General features: G+C 70.7%; 13 protein-coding genes. 10 read left to right on the forward strand and 3 right to left on the reverse strand.

Annotation, left to right across the window (positions count from 1 at the left end):
- Window positions 1-195: 195 nt before the first annotated feature.
- From AC07CM_RS20790 to pgi, 5 genes are all read left to right on the forward strand, one after another.
- Window positions 196-1407 (forward strand): phosphoglycerate kinase, encoded by a 1212-nt coding sequence (locus AC07CM_RS20790; protein WP_478877887.1) that lies wholly within the window; start codon window positions 196-198, stop codon window positions 1405-1407.
- A 41-nt stretch (window positions 1408-1448) separates the two neighbouring features.
- Window positions 1449-2204 carry a triose-phosphate isomerase gene (tpiA, locus tag AC07CM_RS20795; RefSeq protein ID WP_478878063.1) on the forward strand — a complete coding sequence of 252 codons (756 nt, stop codon included), beginning with the start codon at window positions 1449-1451 and terminating at the stop codon, window positions 2202-2204.
- 113 nt (window positions 2205-2317) lie between these two features.
- Window positions 2318-2548: a preprotein translocase subunit SecG gene (gene secG / locus AC07CM_RS20800; protein ID WP_478878064.1), complete on the forward strand. Its 231-nt coding sequence runs from the start codon at window positions 2318-2320 to the stop codon at window positions 2546-2548.
- 210 nt (window positions 2549-2758) lie between these two features.
- Window positions 2759-3094 (forward strand): RNA polymerase-binding protein RbpA, encoded by a 336-nt coding sequence (locus AC07CM_RS20805; RefSeq protein WP_003957010.1) that lies wholly within the window; start codon window positions 2759-2761, stop codon window positions 3092-3094.
- Between the two features lie 258 nt (window positions 3095-3352).
- Window positions 3353-5005, forward strand: coding sequence for a glucose-6-phosphate isomerase (gene pgi, locus AC07CM_RS20810; RefSeq protein WP_478877888.1), 1653 nt, complete (start codon window positions 3353-3355; stop codon window positions 5003-5005).
- Window positions 5006-5583: 578 nt separating this feature from the next.
- Here pgi and AC07CM_RS20815 read toward each other — a convergent pair.
- The 3 genes from AC07CM_RS20815 to AC07CM_RS20825 are packed head-to-tail and all read right to left on the reverse strand — an operon-like array spanning window position 5584 to window position 9167.
- Entirely contained in the window at window positions 5584-7866 is a 2283-nt protein-coding gene (locus tag AC07CM_RS20815; RefSeq protein ID WP_478877889.1) for an FtsX-like permease family protein, read from the reverse strand.
- 39 nt (window positions 7867-7905) lie between these two features.
- On the reverse strand, window positions 7906-8655 hold the full coding sequence (locus tag AC07CM_RS20820; RefSeq protein ID WP_478877890.1) for an ABC transporter ATP-binding protein: 750 nt from the start codon (window positions 8653-8655) through the stop codon (window positions 7906-7908).
- The gene (locus tag AC07CM_RS20825) at window positions 8652-9167 is read right to left on the reverse strand and encodes a PadR family transcriptional regulator (protein ID WP_478877891.1); all 516 of its coding nucleotides are present in this window, start codon (window positions 9165-9167) and stop codon (window positions 8652-8654) included. The genes AC07CM_RS20820 and AC07CM_RS20825 overlap by 4 nt, the downstream gene beginning before the upstream one ends.
- 130 nt (window positions 9168-9297) lie before the next feature.
- Between AC07CM_RS20825 and AC07CM_RS20830 the strand changes: the two genes are divergently transcribed.
- The 5 genes from AC07CM_RS20830 to AC07CM_RS20850 all read left to right on the forward strand — a co-directional run bounded on the left by AC07CM_RS20830 (window position 9298) and on the right by AC07CM_RS20850 (window position 15948).
- Window positions 9298-10569, forward strand: a complete 1272-nt coding sequence (locus AC07CM_RS20830; protein WP_478877892.1) for an ABC transporter substrate-binding protein — start codon at window positions 9298-9300, stop codon at window positions 10567-10569.
- A gap of 139 nt (window positions 10570-10708) precedes the next feature.
- Window positions 10709-12370, forward strand: coding sequence for a glycoside hydrolase family 13 protein (locus tag AC07CM_RS20835; RefSeq protein WP_478877893.1), 1662 nt, complete (start codon window positions 10709-10711; stop codon window positions 12368-12370).
- 46 nt (window positions 12371-12416) lie between these two features.
- Entirely contained in the window at window positions 12417-13742 is a 1326-nt protein-coding gene (locus AC07CM_RS20840) for an ABC transporter substrate-binding protein (protein WP_478877894.1), read from the forward strand.
- Window positions 13743-13750: 8 nt separating this feature from the next.
- Window positions 13751-15112: an ABC transporter permease gene (locus AC07CM_RS20845; protein WP_478877895.1), complete on the forward strand. Its 1362-nt coding sequence runs from the start codon at window positions 13751-13753 to the stop codon at window positions 15110-15112.
- Window positions 15109-15948, forward strand: coding sequence for a carbohydrate ABC transporter permease (locus AC07CM_RS20850; RefSeq protein WP_478877896.1), 840 nt, complete (start codon window positions 15109-15111; stop codon window positions 15946-15948). The genes AC07CM_RS20845 and AC07CM_RS20850 overlap by 4 nt, the downstream gene beginning before the upstream one ends.
- The last annotated feature ends 103 nt before the right edge of the window (window positions 15949-16051 follow it).

Here is a 16051-nt window from a genome sequence, read left to right on the forward strand (position 1 = left end):
CTCTTTTTTTAACCCCGGGTTTTTTAGTAGACAACCCTTGGGAAGCACCAAGAGGGGACACCAGGTCGCAAAACGGAGGGCCCGGAAAACCCCCCCCCCCCCCCCCCGAGCCCTGACGTGCGTGCAGATCGCCCCGGCCGACCTGCGAAGATCGAGCCTCGTAGGAACAAGAGCCCTCCACAGGAGTCCCCTCTCATGAAGACCATCGACGAACTTCTCTCCGCGGGTGTGGACGGCAAGCGGGTCTTCGTCCGTGCCGACCTCAACGTCCCGCTCGCCGACGGCGTCATCACCGACGACGGCCGCATCCGCGCCGTCCTGCCCACCGTCAAGGCGCTCGCCGACGGGGGCGCCAAGGTGGTCGTCGCCTCGCACCTGGGCCGCCCCAAGGGCGCCCCGGACCCCGCCTTCTCGCTCCTGCCCGCCGCCGAGCGGCTCGGTGAACTCCTCGGCGCGCCGGTCGCGTTCGCCGAGGACACCGTCGGCCCCGCCGCCCACGACGCCGTGAACGGCCTCCAGCCCGGCCAGGTCGCGGTCATCGAGAACCTGCGCTTCAACTCCGGCGAGTCGTCCAAGGACGACACCGAGCGCGGCGAGTTCGCCGACCGGCTCGCCGCCCTCGCGGACGTCTACGTCGGTGACGGCTTCGGCGCCGTCCACCGCAAGCACGCGTCCGTGTACGACCTCCCGGCCCGCCTGCCGCACTACGCCGGCTACCTCATCGCCGCCGAGGTCGGCGTCCTGAGGAAGCTCACCGACGACGTCAAGCGCCCCTACGTCGTCGCGCTCGGCGGCGCCAAGGTCTCCGACAAGCTCGCAGTCATCGACCAGCTGCTCGGCAAGGCCGACCGGCTGCTCATCGGCGGCGGCATGGCCTACACCTTCCTCAAGGCCAAGGGCTACGAGGTCGGCATCTCCCTGCTGCAGGAGGACCAGGTCCCGGTCGTCACCGAGTACCTGGAGCGGGCCGAGAAGCAGGGCGTGGAGCTGGTCCTCCCCGTCGACGTCGTGGTCTCCCGGGAGTTCCCGGACCTGAAGGCCAAGGCGCCGACCGAGAACACCGTGGTCGACGCGGACAAGATCCCCGCCGACCAGGAGGGGCTGGACATCGGCCCCAAGACTCGAGAGCTGTACGCCTCGAAGCTCGCCGACGCCTCGACCGTCTTCTGGAACGGTCCCATGGGCGTCTTCGAGCACCCCGACTACGCCGAGGGCACCAAGGCGGTCGCCCAGGCCCTCGTCGACGCGAACGGGTTCACCGTCGTCGGTGGCGGTGACTCCGCCGCGGCCGTGCGCACGCTCGGCTTCGACGAGAACGCATTCGGCCACATCTCGACCGGCGGCGGCGCCTCCCTCGAATACCTCGAGGGCAAGACGCTCCCCGGCCTTGCCGCACTGGAGGACTGACCTCGATGGCTGTATCCGATTTCTCTGGGCGCACGCCGCTGATGGCGGGCAACTGGAAGATGAACCTCAACCACCTCGAGGCCATCGCGCACGTCCAGAAGCTCGCCTTCGCCCTGGCCGACAAGGACTACGAGGCCGTCGAGGTCGCCGTCCTGCCGCCCTTCACCGACCTGCGCTCCGTGCAGACCCTGGTCGACGGCGACAAGCTCAAGATCAAGTACGGCGCCCAGGACATCTCGCAGCACGACTCCGGTGCCTACACCGGCGAGATCTCCGGCCCGATGCTGGCCAAGCTGAAGTGCACGTACGTGGTGATCGGCCACTCCGAGCGCCGTCAGTACCACAACGAGACCGACGAGCTCGTGAACGCCAAGGTGAAGGCCGCCTACAAGCACGGCCTCACCCCGATCCTGTGCGTCGGTGAGGAGCTGGACGTCCGCGAGGCGGGCAACCACGTCACCCACACCCTCACCCAGGTCGAGGGCGGTCTGAAGGACCTCCCGGCCGAGCAGGCCGAGACCGTCGTGATCGCGTACGAGCCCGTCTGGGCCATCGGCACCGGCAAGGTCTGCGGCGCCGACGACGCCCAGGAGGTCTGCGCCGCGATCCGCGCCAAGGTCGCCGAGCTGTACTCGCAGGACGTGGCCGACAAGGTCCGCATCCAGTACGGCGGCTCCGTGAAGTCCGGCAACGTCGCCGAGATCATGGCCAAGGCCGACATCGACGGTGCCCTGGTCGGCGGTGCCTCGCTGGACGCCGACGAGTTCGTCAAGATCGTGCGTTTCCGCGATCAGTGATCAGGGCCGTGAGTAGGCGGTAGCGGCGATACGTCGTACTCTTGCGGGGGCACAGCCTGGTGCTGTGCCCCCGTCGTCCATCCGAATCCGAGGAAGTTGGTCCAGCCGTGGTTTTGGGGTTCTCGATCGCCCTGATCGTCTTCAGCCTGCTGCTGATGCTGCTGGTGCTGATGCACAAGGGGAAGGGCGGCGGCCTCTCCGACATGTTCGGTGGCGGTATGCAGTCCTCCGTCGGCGGCTCCTCGGTCGCCGAGCGCAACCTCGACCGCATCACCATCGTGATCGGTGTGCTGTGGTTCGCGTGCATCGTCGTCCTCGGCATCCTCATGAAGACGAACAGCTGACCGGCGATTCGCACATACGCACAATCCGCACGTAAGGCCCCATGTTCGGTACGCGCTCCTGAGCGCGGCCTATCATGGGGCTTGCGTCTGGGTATGGGGGTTGTAACTCCAATCACTGGACGCGCGTTGGGCCTTACGTAGACTGAGGCGCTCGCGGCGAAGCGGAACGCCGACTCGCTTCGCGGCACCATCACGCAGGGAGTTACGACCGTGGCAAGTGGCAACGCGATCCGGGGAAGCCGGGTCGGAGCGGGGCCGATGGGCGAGGCCGAGCGCGGCGAGTCCGCGCCGCGTCTGCGCATCTCCTTCTGGTGCTCCAACGGGCACGAGACGCAGCCGAGCTTCGCCAGCGACGCGCAGGTACCCGACACCTGGGACTGCCCGCGCTGCGGCTTCCCGGCGGGCCAGGACCGGGACAACCCGCCGGACCCGCCGCGCACCGAGCCGTACAAGACGCACCTCGCGTATGTACGGGAGCGGCGCAGCGACGCGGACGGCGAGGCGATCCTCGCCGAGGCGCTCGCCAAACTGCGCGGCGAGATCTGAGACTTCACCGGCCGGGTGCCCACGGGTACCGGGCCGGCGCCGTCTGCCGCGCCCGCGTCCGGCCTCCGTGGGGGCCGCCGCCCTCTTCGGCCTGCCCGTCACCGCGCTGATACCGGTGCGTCAGCCGGACGTACCTCTTGTTGCCCGCATGGACGACGTCACGACCGCTCGTCACAGGCGCTGATCAATTAGGTTGGAATCGGCAGCGGGGCAAGGTACGCAGCAGGACAGACGCACGAAAGAAGGCTGAAGTCGGATATGAACGCAGACGGCCGTACCAGGCTCAACCAGACGCCCGAGTGGACCGCTCTCGCCAAGCACCGCGAGGAACTGGCCGACACGCATCTGCGGGACCTGTTCGCCGCCGATCCCGAGCGCGGCGCCGGGTACACCCTGCAGGTCGGTGACCTTCACATCGACTACTCGAAGCACCTGGTCACCGACGAGACGCTGCGGTTGCTGCGCGAGCTGGCCGCCGCGACGGACGTCTTCGGCCTCAGGGACGCCATGTTCCGCGGCGAGAAGATCAACGTCACGGAGAACCGGGCGGTGCTGCACACCGCGCTGCGCGCTTCCCGGGACGCGGTGATCGAGGTCGACGGGGAGAACGTCGTACCGGCCGTGCACGCGGTGCTGGACAGGATGAGCGACTTCGCGGAGCGGGTCCGTTCGGGTGAGTGGAAGGGCCACACCGGCAGGCGCATCAGGAACGTCGTCAACGTCGGCATCGGCGGCTCCGACCTGGGCCCCGCGATGGCCTACGAGGTGCTGCGCAGCTTCACCGACCGCGACCTCACCGTCCGCTTCGTCTCCAACGTGGACGGGGCCGACCTGCACGAGGCCACCCGCGACCTGGATCCGGCCGAGACGCTGTTCATCATCGCCTCCAAGACCTTCACCACCATCGAGACCATCACCAACGCCACCTCGGCCCGCAAGTGGCTGGTGGACGGACTCGGTGACGAGTCGGCGGTGGCCAAGCACTTCGTGGCCCTGTCGACCAACTCCGAGAAGGTCGCCGGGTTCGGCATCGACACGGCCAACATGTTCGAGTTCTGGGACTGGGTCGGCGGACGCTACTCGTACGACTCCGCGATCGGCCTGTCCCTGATGATCGCCATCGGCCCCGACCGCTTCCGGGAGATGCTGGACGGCTTCCGCCTGGTCGACGACCACTTCCGCACAGCGCCCGCCGAGTCCAACGTCCCCCTTCTGCTGGGCCTGTTGGGCATCTGGTACGACAACTTCCACGACGCCCAGTCGCACGCGGTGCTGCCGTACAGCCACTACCTCTCCAAGTTCACCGCCTATCTCCAGCAGCTGGACATGGAGTCCAACGGAAAGTACGTGGCGCGGGACGGCAAGCGGGTCGAGTGGCAGACCGGCCCGGTCGTCTGGGGCACGCCCGGCACCAACGGACAGCACGCCTACTACCAGCTCATCCACCAGGGCACCAAGCTCATCCCGGCGGACTTCATCGGCTTCGCCGAGCCGGTCGCCGAGCTGAGCGCTGGGCTCAAGGGCCAGCACGACCTGTTGATGGCCAACTTCTTCGCCCAGACCCAGGCGCTCGCCTTCGGCAAGACCGCCGACGAGGTCCGTGCGGAGGGCGTGCCCGACGAACTGGTCCCGCACAAGACCTTCCCGGGCAACCGGCCTACGACCACGATCCTGGCGCGCGAGCTGACCCCGTCCGTGCTGGGCCAGCTGGTCGCCCTCTACGAGCACAAGGTGTTCGTGCAGGGCGCCGTGTGGAACATCGACTCCTTCGACCAGTGGGGCGTGGAACTGGGCAAGGTCCTCGCCAAGCGCGTCGAACCGGCCCTGTCCGAGGGCGCGGAGGTCCCGGGCCTGGACGCCTCCACGAAGGCGCTGGTCGCCAAGTACCGGGAGCTGCGCGGCCGGAGCTGAGCCGCCCCCGGGCCGCCGCGGCGACTGTTCCTGTGCGTTTCCTCTGCGCATCCCCTGGGGTTCCGCTGATCTCAGGCGAGGACATGCGCATGAGGCGTGGGGGTTCGCCGCGGTGGCCGTGTCCGGGGCGACGGGCTGCGGCAGCCGGTACCAGCCGGACGACAGGAGCGGCGACGCGCCGGCGGCGGTCGCGCCGGCCATTGCGGACACCACGACATGCTGTACGCCAACCAGCCCGAGGAGAGCGTCGACGGATTCACCGACGTCTGCCTGCTCGAGCCGGCAGGGCGGATCCACGGTCTGCGGGGACAGGCCTTCGACTCGGCCGTCAGAACCAAGAAGTACCGCTCGTTCGTGACCGCCTCCGAGAAGGAGTACGAACGCGCGGGCGCGGCCGGGAATCCCCCACGGACCGGGCACCCCCACCGCCGAGATCAACGGCGTGCGCATCCCGGCGGAGCGCGACGGCGTGCTCTTCGACGCCGAGATCTTCGGCCTCCTGCTCACCAAGATCGGGGAGCGGCCCGAGGAATGGCAGGGCGTGGAGTTCTGAGCCGCCGGCAGCCGCCGCGCGGTGCTCAGGCCACCGCGCTCAGCGTGTCCGCCAGCCGTCGGCGCGCCGCCCGGGCGGCGGGCAGCGCGGCCAGCGCCGCCGCGCCCAGCACGGCCCCCGCGCCCAGCAGGAACAGCAGGCCGGGCGACGGCGACTGGGCGATGCCGGCGCCGATGCCGCTCGAGCTGCCCTGGGCGTCGATCAGCCGGTGCGCCAGCGGCAGCCCGAGGGCCGTGCCGGCGAGCGCCGCCGCCAGGGCCGTACAGGTCGTCGCCGTGACGGTGATCGCGGTGATCTGCCGCGGGGACATGCCGATCGCCCTGAGCGCCAGCACGTCCCGCTCGCCCTCCCGGACGTTCCCGCCGATCGCGGTGAGCAGCTCGACGAGCCCGATGAGCGCGAGCACGGCGATCAGCCCGGCCATGACCCCGCGCAGCGGGGACAGCCCGTCGGCCGGGCTGGTGACGGGGTGCACGTCGAGATGTCCGCGGCCGGCCGTGGTCAGGGCGGCCGCGACCCGTTGCGGATCGGCACCCGGGCGGAGGCGGAGCTGGTAGAAGGCCCGGGACAGGTGCGGGTCGTTCTCGCTCAGGGTGTCCAGGGAGGTCGTCACGACCCGGCCGGCGTTCTGCGGTTCGATGCTGCGGCCCACGATGTGCAGGATCTGCGGCTGCTCACCGACGGTCATCCGCACCCAGTCGCCGACCCGCACGTGCAGCAGGTCGAGCAGACCCTGCCCGGCCACCGCCTCGTCCGGTCCGCGCGCGGCCCGGCCCTCGGCGAGCGCGTACGGGTAGGGATGGGTGCGCGTGCCGAGGCCGCGCAGCGCGATCGTGCCGGTCTGGCCGGGGACCAGCGCGGCCACCTCGACGCCCGGATAGGCGGTGCCGACGCGGGGGTCCGCCGCCAGCAGGGCCCGTACGTCCGCGTCGCCCAGGTCGCCGTCCGAGCGGACCGAGAGCGCCGCCGGCAGGCCCACGCGCGCGGGGTCGCTGTGGAACCGGTCGAGGGTGGTCCACGCGCTGAGCGCCACCACCATGAGCAGCAGCGGCAGCGTCAGCCGGGCCACGCCGGCCAGCGAGCGGCCGCGGCCCGCGAACGCCTTGTGGCAGCCGAGGACCAGTGCGGCGGGCAGCCGCAGCCCGAGGGCACTCCGGGCCAGACCGGTCAGCCGGCCGCCCGCCGGAGCGGACGGGCGGGGCACCGGCACCGGAGGCACCCGGCCCGCCCGCCAGGCCGCGAGTCCCGTCGTCAGACCGATGAACAGCACCGCCCCGACGGGCACGGCGGACAGCGCGACGGTGTGTCCGGGCAGCCCCTGCCACACGCCCACCGCGTCACCGAGCCGCCCCGGGATCCGGGTGCCCAGACCCTCGGTGAGCGCGGCCGCGGCCACCGCGCCCAGCGCCGCGTACGCCAGGTGCTGGAGCAGGAAGATCCGCACGACCTGACCGGGCGTGAAGCCGATCGCCTTCAGTACCGAGATGTCCCGCAGATGACCCCGGATCCGGGTGGCGATCGCCCCGTGCACGGCGAGGCCCGCGGCGACCAGGGCGCCGAGCCCGAACAGGCCGAGCACCTGGCCCAGGAGCCGGTTCTCGCCCTGCGCCTCGGCCCGCGCCTGCTGCCAGGTGGATACCTCACCGACCGCACCCGCGCCCAGCACGGTCACGGCCCGCTGCACCGCGTAGTCCGTGTCGCCCGGGTCCTTCAGCCGCAGCCCGGTCACCTGGGCGGCGGGGGCGCGCACGGCGGACGGCAGCGCCCAGACGAGCCCCGGCTGTGCGCCCGGGCTGTAGCCGGGCTCCGCGCTGTCGGCGATGCCCTCCACGGTCAGGGTGCGGGCGGTGCCGGGCAGTGTGAGGGTGTCGCCGGGCTCGGCGAGCAGGGCCCGGGCCAGCCGGCTCTCCAGGACCACGCCGTCCGGCTCCGCCGGGTCCAGCCAGCGGCCCGCGGTGAGCAGCGGCCGGCCGACGGAGGGCAGGTGCGGGGTGGCGCGCAGTTCGGCGGAGGCGCGGGTGCCGCGGGAGGCGACGGTGGCGGCCTCGGTCCGGTACGGCCCGGCGACGGCCTCCACGCCGTCCAGCCGGGCGAGCTTGCGGGCGTCCGTGGACGCGGCCGTGTGGATCCACACATGGGCACCGCGCGCCTGCGTGAAGGTCCGCTGCCAGGGGTTGGTGGCGTAGCCGAAGAGGGCGGCGGCCAGCAGCAGCGAGACGACGATGCCGGCGGTGGCGAGCGCGATGAACAGCGCCTCGCCGCGGTGCGTGCGCAGATCGGAGTGGGCCCAGCGCAGGGTGGCTCGCACGGGCTCAGCCCCCGGCCGACGGACGGTCGTACACCCGGATCAGTCCCTCAGCTCCAGCACGCCGGAGGCGCCGCTCCTGCGGGACGGTGTGCCGTCCAGGGCGGCGTCGTCGGCTATGCGGCCGTCGAAGAAACTGATCACCCGGTCGGCGGCGCTGGCCAGCCGGGCGTCGTGGGTGACCAGCACGATGGTCTGGCCGCGCCCGTGGAAGCGGGACAGCAGCCGCATCACCTCGCGGGTGCCCTTGCTGTCCAGGCTGCCCGCGGGCTCGTCCGCCAGCAGCAGCGGCGGATGGTTGACCAGGGCGCGGGCCAGCGCGACCCGCTGCTGCTCGCCGCCCGACAGCTCGCCGGGCATGCTGCGCTCCTTGCCCTCCAGGCCCAGCTCGGCGAGCAGCTCCTCGCGCTCGGCCCGGGCCCGCTTCGGCGGGACGCCCGCGAGCAGGGCGGGCAGCTCGACGTTGTCGGCGACCGACAGGTTCGACACCAGGTTGAAGAACTGGAAGACGATCCCGATGGCCTTCCTGCGCTCCACCGCCCAGCGCGCCTCGCCGAAGGCGTCCGTGCACCGGCCGTCGAGCCAGATGCTGCCCTCGTCCGGCCGCTGCAGGCCGCCGAGCAGGTGCAGCAGCGTGGATTTGCCGGCGCCGGAGGGTCCGGTGATCGCCACGAACTCGCCGCGCGCCACGCTCAGGTCGACCCCGCGCACGGCACGCGCGGGCGCGCCCTCGCCGTGGTGGGTCTTCAGCAGCCCCTCGGCGCGCAGCACGGGAGGGAGGCCGTCACTCACTCCAGCTCCTCCAGTTCCTCCTGGCACCGCTCCAGCCAGTCGAGGTCGGCCTGCAGGTGCAGCATCGCGCCCTCGATCAGCAGATGGGCGATTCGGTTGTCCCGGTGCTCGGCCGCGGCCAGCTTCGACAGATTGCGCATGGTGTTGAGGTACTGGCGCCGCTGTCGGTTGATGAGGGCGATCTGGTCGTCGAGACCGGCCTGCGGGGCGAGCGCGAGCTTCATGAAGAACTCGTCCCGTACCCGCGGCTCGTCCTCGGTCTCCTCGAACCAGGCGTGCAGCGCTTCCCGCCCGGCGTCGGTGAGGTGGTAGACCTTCTTGTTGGGCCGGCTGGACTGCTCGACGTCCTCGCCCTCGATCAGTCCCGACTTCTCGAGGCGGCCGAGGGTCACGTAGATCTGGCCGACGTTCGGCTGAGGGTACGCGGAGCCCAGCAGTTGCTCAAGGTCCTGTTTCAGCTCGTAACCGTGGGCAGGGCCACGCGCGAGGAGTGCCAGGAGGGGCAGGCGCACTCGTGCTCTCCTCCTAGTCTGCGTAATGTGCTCCAGGCCCTAGTATCGCCCATACCTAACAGGTATACATGGCCTCTGACTCCCGGGCGAGGGTGCCCGGAGCCGGGTGTACGTGTTCAGGGAGGAACCTATGCGGTGGATGCGCGCCGCCGGTAGGGGGCTCCTCGTTCTCGCCGTGGTCCTGACCGGGTACATGGCCTCCGGAGCCCGTGCCGGCGAGGCGAGCGCCGACGGGCGCGGACCGCTCACGCTGGCCACCGCCGGTGACCTCACCGGCTACCTCGGCCCGCTTCTGCAGGGCTGGAACCGCACGCACCCCGCCGAGAAGGTCACCCTCGTCGAGCTGCCGGACTCCGCCGACGAGACGCACGCGCAGATGACCACCGACCTGCGCGGCGGCGACCGGGGCCGGTTCGACGTCCTCAACATCGACGTCAACTGGACCTCGGAGTTCGCGGCGGCCGGCTGGATCCGCCCGCTGCCCCCGGACCGCTTCCCGCTCGGGAGCTTCCTGAAGCCGGTCGTGAAGACGGCCGGATACGACGGGCGGCTGTACGCCGTGCCGTACGTCACCAACGCCGGGCTGCTGCTGTACCGCAAGGACGTCCTCGCCAAGGAGGGCGTGCCGCCGCCGCGCACCTGGGCCGAGCTGGAGCACGACGCGAAGACCATCGCGCCCAGATACGGCCTGGACGGCTACGCGGGCCAGCTCCTGCCCTACGAGGGCCTGACCGTCAACGCGGCCGAGGCCGTGTACTCGGCGGGCGGCACGATCCTCGGCGACGAGGGCACCCGCGTCACCGTCGACTCGGACGCCGCCCGCAAGGGCATCGGCTTCCTCGCCCGGGGCCTGCGCGAGGGCTGGATCCCGAAGGCGGCGCTGACGTACAAGGAGGAGGAGTCCAAGCAGGCCTTCCAGGACGGCCGGCTGCTCTTCCTGCGCAACTGGCCCTATGCCTACGCCGTGGCCTCGGCCCGGGGCTCCAAGGTCGCCGGGAAGATCGGCGCGGTGCAGCTGCCGGGGCCGGACGGGCCGGGCACGAGCGTCCTGGGCGGCTCCAACCTGGCCGTCAACACGCACGCCCGGCACCCCGATTCGGCCGCCCGGCTGATCGCCTACCTCACCAGTGAGAGCGTCCAGCGCCAGGTGCTCACCCGGGGCGCGCTGCCGCCCGTACGCGCCGCGCTCTACGAAGATCCCACGCTGGTGCGGCAGTTCCCCTACCTGCCGACCCTGCGCGCCGCCGTCCTCAAGGCCGCTCCGCGCCCCAAGAGCCCGCACTACGACCAGGTGAGTCTGGTGGTGCAGGCGGTCGTGCACGACGCGCTGACCGGGCACGAGACGCCCGCGGCCGCGGTGCGGCGACTGGCGCGGGAACTCGACGCCGTCGCCAGTCGATAGCCGCCTCTCTAGTTACCTGTTAACGCGGACATCTCAACTCGGCTCACGATGCACCGGTAAGTCCATATTTGCCGCACCGACCCGGCAGTAGCTTCCGTTCTTTTCATTGACACCCTCGCGTCATGCCTACCTAACATGCATGCATAACAGCTGCCCTTCACAGAGACAGGTCAATGGGTTGAACAGGCACCACTGGTGGCGCGATGCGGTGATCTACCAGGTGTACGTCCGCAGCTTCCTGGACAGCACCGGTGACGGCATCGGCGATCTGGCCGGGGTCCGCGCCGGGCTTCCGTACCTGAAGAAGCTCGGCGTCGATGGGATCTGGCTGAGCCCCTTCTACCCCTCGCCCCAGCACGACCACGGCTACGACGTCGCCGACTACTGCGGTGTCGACCCGCTCTTCGGCGACGTCGCCGAGTTCGACCTGCTGATGGCGTCCGCCCGGCGGCTCGGGATCAGGGTCCTGCTGGACATCGTCCCCAACCACTGCTCCAGCGAGCACCCGTGGTTCCGCGAGGCCCTCACCGCCGAGCCCGGCAGCCCGGCCCGCGCCCGCTTCCACTTCGCCGACGGCCGCGGCCCCGACGGCGACGAGCCGCCCAACAACTGGCACGCCATGTTCGGCGGCCCGGCCTGGACCCGGGTCACGGAGGCGGACGGCCGCCCCGGCCAGTGGTACCTGCACATGTTCACGCCGGAACAGCCCGACTGGAACTGGCGCAACCCCGCGATCCCCGCCGAGTTCGAGCGCGTCCTGCGCTTCTGGCTGGACCGCGGCGTGGACGGCTTCCGCATCGACGTCGCGGCCGGCCTCTACAAGCACCCCGAACTGCCCGACTCCGAGGACCCGGAGGCCGACGCCCGCACCCGCGACTCGGTCAACCCGCTCGCCTGGAACCAGCCCGAGGTGCACGAGGTGTGGCGTCACTGGCGCTCGGTGTGCGAGGAGTACACCGAACGCGACGGCAGCGAGCGGCTGCTGGTGGGAGAGGTCTCGGTCCCCACGGCCCGCGAACACGCCCAGTACGTCCGCCCCGACGAACTCCACCAGGCCTTCTTCTTCGACCTGCTCAGCGCCCCCTGGGAGGCCGACGCCTTCCGCAAGGTCATCACCGAGGCCATGCAGGACATCGCCGGCACGGGCTCGACGGTCACCTGGGTCCTCAACAACCACGACCAGGTGCGCACCGTCACCCGCTACGGAGAACCCGCCACCGAGGGCAGCGGCCTCGGCGCCGCCCGCGCCCGCGCCGCCGCGCTGCTGATGCTGGCGCTGCCCGGCGCCGGGTACATCTACCAGGGCGAGGAACTGGGCCTGCCCGAGGTCGTCGACCTGCCCGACGACGTGCTCACCGACCCGATATTCCGCCGCACCGGAAGCCGCGCCCGCGTCCGGGACGGCTGCCGGGTGCCCCTCCCGTGGTCCGGGCAGGCGTCCCCGTTCGGCTTCACCTCGGGAGTCGAGAGCGCCAAGCCCTGGCTCCCGCAGCCCGACTACTTCGCCGAGTACGCCACCGACCGCGCCCTCGCCGACACCCGCTCCTTCTGGCACCTGTACCGCGACGGCCTCCAGCTCCGCTCCTCGCTGCCCCAGCTGGGCGAGGGCACGCTGCGCTGGCTGGACACCCCGCCCGGTGTCCTGGCCTTCGTCCGCGGCGACGGCCTCGTCTGCGCCGTCAACTTCGGTACGTCCCCCACGCCCGCCCCGGTCTCCGGCACCCCCTTGCTGTCCAGCGGCCCCTGCCCTGCCGGGGTGCTGCCCGGCTCGACGGCCGCCTGGTGGCCGGGCGACCTCTGATCCGCCCGGTTTAGGTCAACTCCCACTCCTCGAAGGGACATCAACGATGATGCGTCGACGTACGACCCTGCTCACGAGCTGCACCGCCCTCGCCCTGGCCCTCGGCACGACCGCCTGCGGCGGCGGCCCCGTCAGCGCGGGCGGTGGTGACAAGGCGCTCAGCGGCCAGACCGTCACCGTGGCCGGCGTCTGGACCGGCAGCGAGCAGAAGAACTTCCAGAAGGTGCTGGACGCGTTCACCGCGAAGACCGGCGCCAAGACCCAGTTCGTCTCCACCGGTGACAACGTCTCCACCGTCGTCGGCAGCAAGATCGAGGGCGGCAACGCCCCCGACGTCGTGATGGTCCCGCAGGTCGGCGTGCTCCAGCAGTTCGCGAAGAAGGGCTGGCTCAAGCCGCTGTCCGCCACCACCGAGAAGTCCGTCGACGCGGGATACGCGCCCGTCTGGAAGAAGTACGGCAGCGTCGACGGCACCCTCTACGGCCTGTACTTCAAGGCCGCCCACAAATCCACCGTCTGGTACAGCCCCGACGCCCTCGCCCAGGCCGGCGTCAAGCCGCCGAAGACCTACGACCAGATGCTCAAGGCCGGGCACACCGTCTCCGACTCCGGGCTCGCGGCGTTCGCCGTCGCCGGGCAGGACGGCTGGACGCTCACCGACTGGTTCGAGAACATCTACCTCTCCCAGGCCGGACCCGAGAAGTACGACGCCCTCGCCACCCACAAGCTCAAGTGGACCGACCCGAGCGTGGTCCAGGCGCTCACCACCCTCGGCAAGCTCTTCAAGGACAAGCAGCTGATCGCGGGCGGTCAGAAGGAGGCGCTGAACACCGACTTCCCGGGCTCGGTGGAGAAGGTGTTCGGACCCAAGCCCGAGGCCGGCATGGTCTACGAGGGCGACTTCGTCGCCGGCGTCGCCCACGACCAGTTCGGCAAGGCCATCGGCAAGGACGCGAACTTCTTCCCCTTCCCCGCGGTCGGCGGCGGCACCGCACCGGTGGTCAGCGGCGGCGACGCGGCCGTCGTCCTCAAGGACGGCAAGAACGCCAAGGCCGGCATGAAGCTCCTGGAGTACCTGGCGACCCCGGAGGCTGCGGGCGTCTGGGCCAAGGCGGGCGGGTTCCTGTCCCCGAACAAGAAGCTCGACCTCGCGTCCTACGGCGACGACGTCACCCGGGCCACCGCCAAGTCCCTCGTCTCGGCCGGGGACTCGGTCCGCTTCGACATGTCCGACCAGGCCCCGGCGGCCTTCGGCGGCACCAAGGGCACGGGTGAGTGGAAGCTCCTCCAGGACTTCCTGCGCGACCCCTCCGACCCGAAGGGCACCGCGGCGAAGCTGGAGACCGCGGCGGCCAAGGCCTACCAGGACTGAGCGGAAAGATGACCGCCACCACGCTCGTACACAAGGAGGCGGGCCCGCGGGCCGCCGGCGCGGCGCGGGGGCGCCGCAGCCGGCGGCGCGCCCGGACCGTCGCCCTGCTCTTCGTCTTCCCCGCCCTGCTCCTGCTCGGCGCGCTCGTCGTCTACCCGGTGCTGTTCTCCGTCGGCCGCAGCTTCTTCGACGCCTCCGGCACCCGGTTCGTGGGCGGCGACAACTACGCCGAGATGTTCCGCGACCCGGCGACCCTGAAGGCCATCCGCAACACCACGATCTGGGTGGTCGTGGCCCCGGCCCTGCTCACCGGACTCGGCCTGATCCTGGCCGTCCTGGTGGAGAAGGTCCGCTGGGCCACCGCCTTCAAGCTGCTGCTGTTCATGCCGATGGCGGTGTCCTTCCTCGCCGCCGGGATCATCTTCCGGCTCGCCTACGACGAGGATCCCGACAAGGGTGTCCTCAACGCGGCCGTGGTCTCCGTGCACGACGCGTTCGCCGGAACCTCGTCGTATCCGTCGGCACGGGCGCGGGACGGGCAGGGGCTCACCCCGGGCCGGGACGGCTCCTATCTGACCGGCGCCGCTCTCTCCCCGGGCCGCTCGGTGGCCCTCGGTCTGGTGGGCGTGCTGCCCAAGGACCTGCCGAAGGGCACCTCGGCCGCCTACCCGGCCGCACATCGCAAGGCCGCCGCCGGTGAACTGCGCGGCGTGGTCTACCTGGACTTCACGCCCGGTGGGGGAGGCAAGCAGGGCAGGGTCGACCCGAAGGAGAGCGGCCTGCCCGGCATGAAGGTCCAGGTAGTGCGCGACGGGAAGACGGTCGCCGACGCGACGACCGCGTCCGACGGCTCCTTCCGCTTCTCCGGGCTCCAGGACGGCTCGTACACGGTGAAGCTGCCCGCGTCGAACTTCGCGCCGCCCTACCAGGGCGTCTCCTGGCTAGGCCCGGCGCTCGTCACCCCGGCGATCATCGGCGCCTACCTGTGGATCTGGACGGGATTCGCGATGGTGCTGATCGGGGCGGGGCTCGCGAGCCTCCCGCGGGACGCGCTGGAGGCCGCGCGGATGGACGGCGCGAACGAGTGGCAGATCTTCCGCAGGATCACGGTCCCGCTGCTCGCGCCCGTGCTGACCGTGGTGTTCGTGACCCTCGTGATCAACGTGATGAAGGTCTTCGACCTCGTCTACATCATCGCGCCGGGACCGGTGCAGGAGGACGCCACCGTCCTCGCGACGCAGATGTGGCTCGTGTCCTTCGGCGGCGGCAACAACCAGGGCCTCGGCAGCGCGCTCGGTGTGCTGCTCCTGCTGCTGGTGATCCCCGCGATGGTCTTCAACGTCCGCCGTTTCCGAAGGAGTCAGCGATGAACGCGGTCAGGCGCGGCCTGGGCAACGGTCTGGTCCAGGCGTTCCTCGTGGTGATCGGCCTGGTCTGGCTCACCCCGCTGGCGGGCCTGTTCCTGTCCTCGCTTCGGTCGACCCAGGACACCGCCAAGGGCGGCTGGTGGACGGCCCTGTCCGGTCCCGGGCAGCTGTCCTTCGACAACTACTCGGCACTGCTGAAGAACGCCGGCATCACTCAGGCCTTCTGGAACACCGTGCTGATCTCGGTGCCGGCGACCACCCTGGTCGTCGTCATCGCGGCGCTCGCCGGATACGCCTTCGCCTGGCTGGACTTCCCGTTCCGGGAGCCCCTCTTCCTGCTGGTGGTGGCCCTGTTGGTGGTGCCGGTGCAGATCGGTCTGCTGCCGGTGGCCAAACTCTTCGGGCAGCTGGGCCTGTTCGGCACCATCCCCGGCGTCGTCCTCTTCCACGTGGCCTACGGACTGCCGTTCGCGGTGTTCCTGCTCCGCAACTACTTCGCCGAGATACCGAAGGAGATGCTGGAGGCGGCGCGGATGGACGGCGGCAGCGAGTGGCGCATCTTCACCCGGCTGGTCCTGCCGGTGGGCCGCCCGGCCATCGCCTCGCTCGCCATCTTCCAGTTCCTCTGGGTCTGGAACGACATGCTGGTCGCCCTGCTCTTCGCCGACAGCTCCTCGCAGCCGCTGACCGTGCAACTCCAGTCCCAGATCCGCCAGTTCGGCAGCAACATCGACGTCCTGGCCCCGGGTGCGTTCCTGTCCCTGATCGTGCCGGTGGTGGTGTTCTTCGCCTTCCAGCGGCACTTCGTGCAGGGGGTCATGGCGGGCTCGGTCAAGTGACCACGCAGAAGTTGCACACCATCTGTGCATCCCTCTCACAACAAATGCATACCGTGTCGTCGATCGCCGGCGTGTCTGGAGGTGCGAGCTGATAGGGAGGTAT

The sequence above is a fragment of the Streptomyces sp. NPDC044061 genome, from assembly GCF_056434305.1.

Excerpts from the sequence above, each read along its gene's own strand:
- AC07CM_RS20845 (WP_478877895.1), top strand. The coding sequence starts at position 13,751 with ATGACCGCCACCACGCTCGTACACAAGGAGGCGGGCCCGCGGGCCGCC.
- tpiA (WP_478878063.1), top strand. The coding sequence starts at position 1,449 with ATGGCGGGCAACTGGAAGATGAACCTCAACCACCTCGAGGCCATCGCG.
- AC07CM_RS20835 (WP_478877893.1), top strand. The coding sequence starts at position 10,709 with ATGCATAACAGCTGCCCTTCACAGAGACAGGTCAATGGGTTGAACAGG.
- pgi (WP_478877888.1), top strand. The coding sequence starts at position 3,353 with ATGAACGCAGACGGCCGTACCAGGCTCAACCAGACGCCCGAGTGGACC.
- AC07CM_RS20840 (WP_478877894.1), top strand. The coding sequence starts at position 12,417 with ATGATGCGTCGACGTACGACCCTGCTCACGAGCTGCACCGCCCTCGCC.
- AC07CM_RS20790 (WP_478877887.1), top strand. The coding sequence starts at position 196 with ATGAAGACCATCGACGAACTTCTCTCCGCGGGTGTGGACGGCAAGCGG.
- AC07CM_RS20850 (WP_478877896.1), top strand. The coding sequence starts at position 15,109 with ATGAACGCGGTCAGGCGCGGCCTGGGCAACGGTCTGGTCCAGGCGTTC.
- AC07CM_RS20830 (WP_478877892.1), top strand. The coding sequence starts at position 9,298 with ATGCGGTGGATGCGCGCCGCCGGTAGGGGGCTCCTCGTTCTCGCCGTG.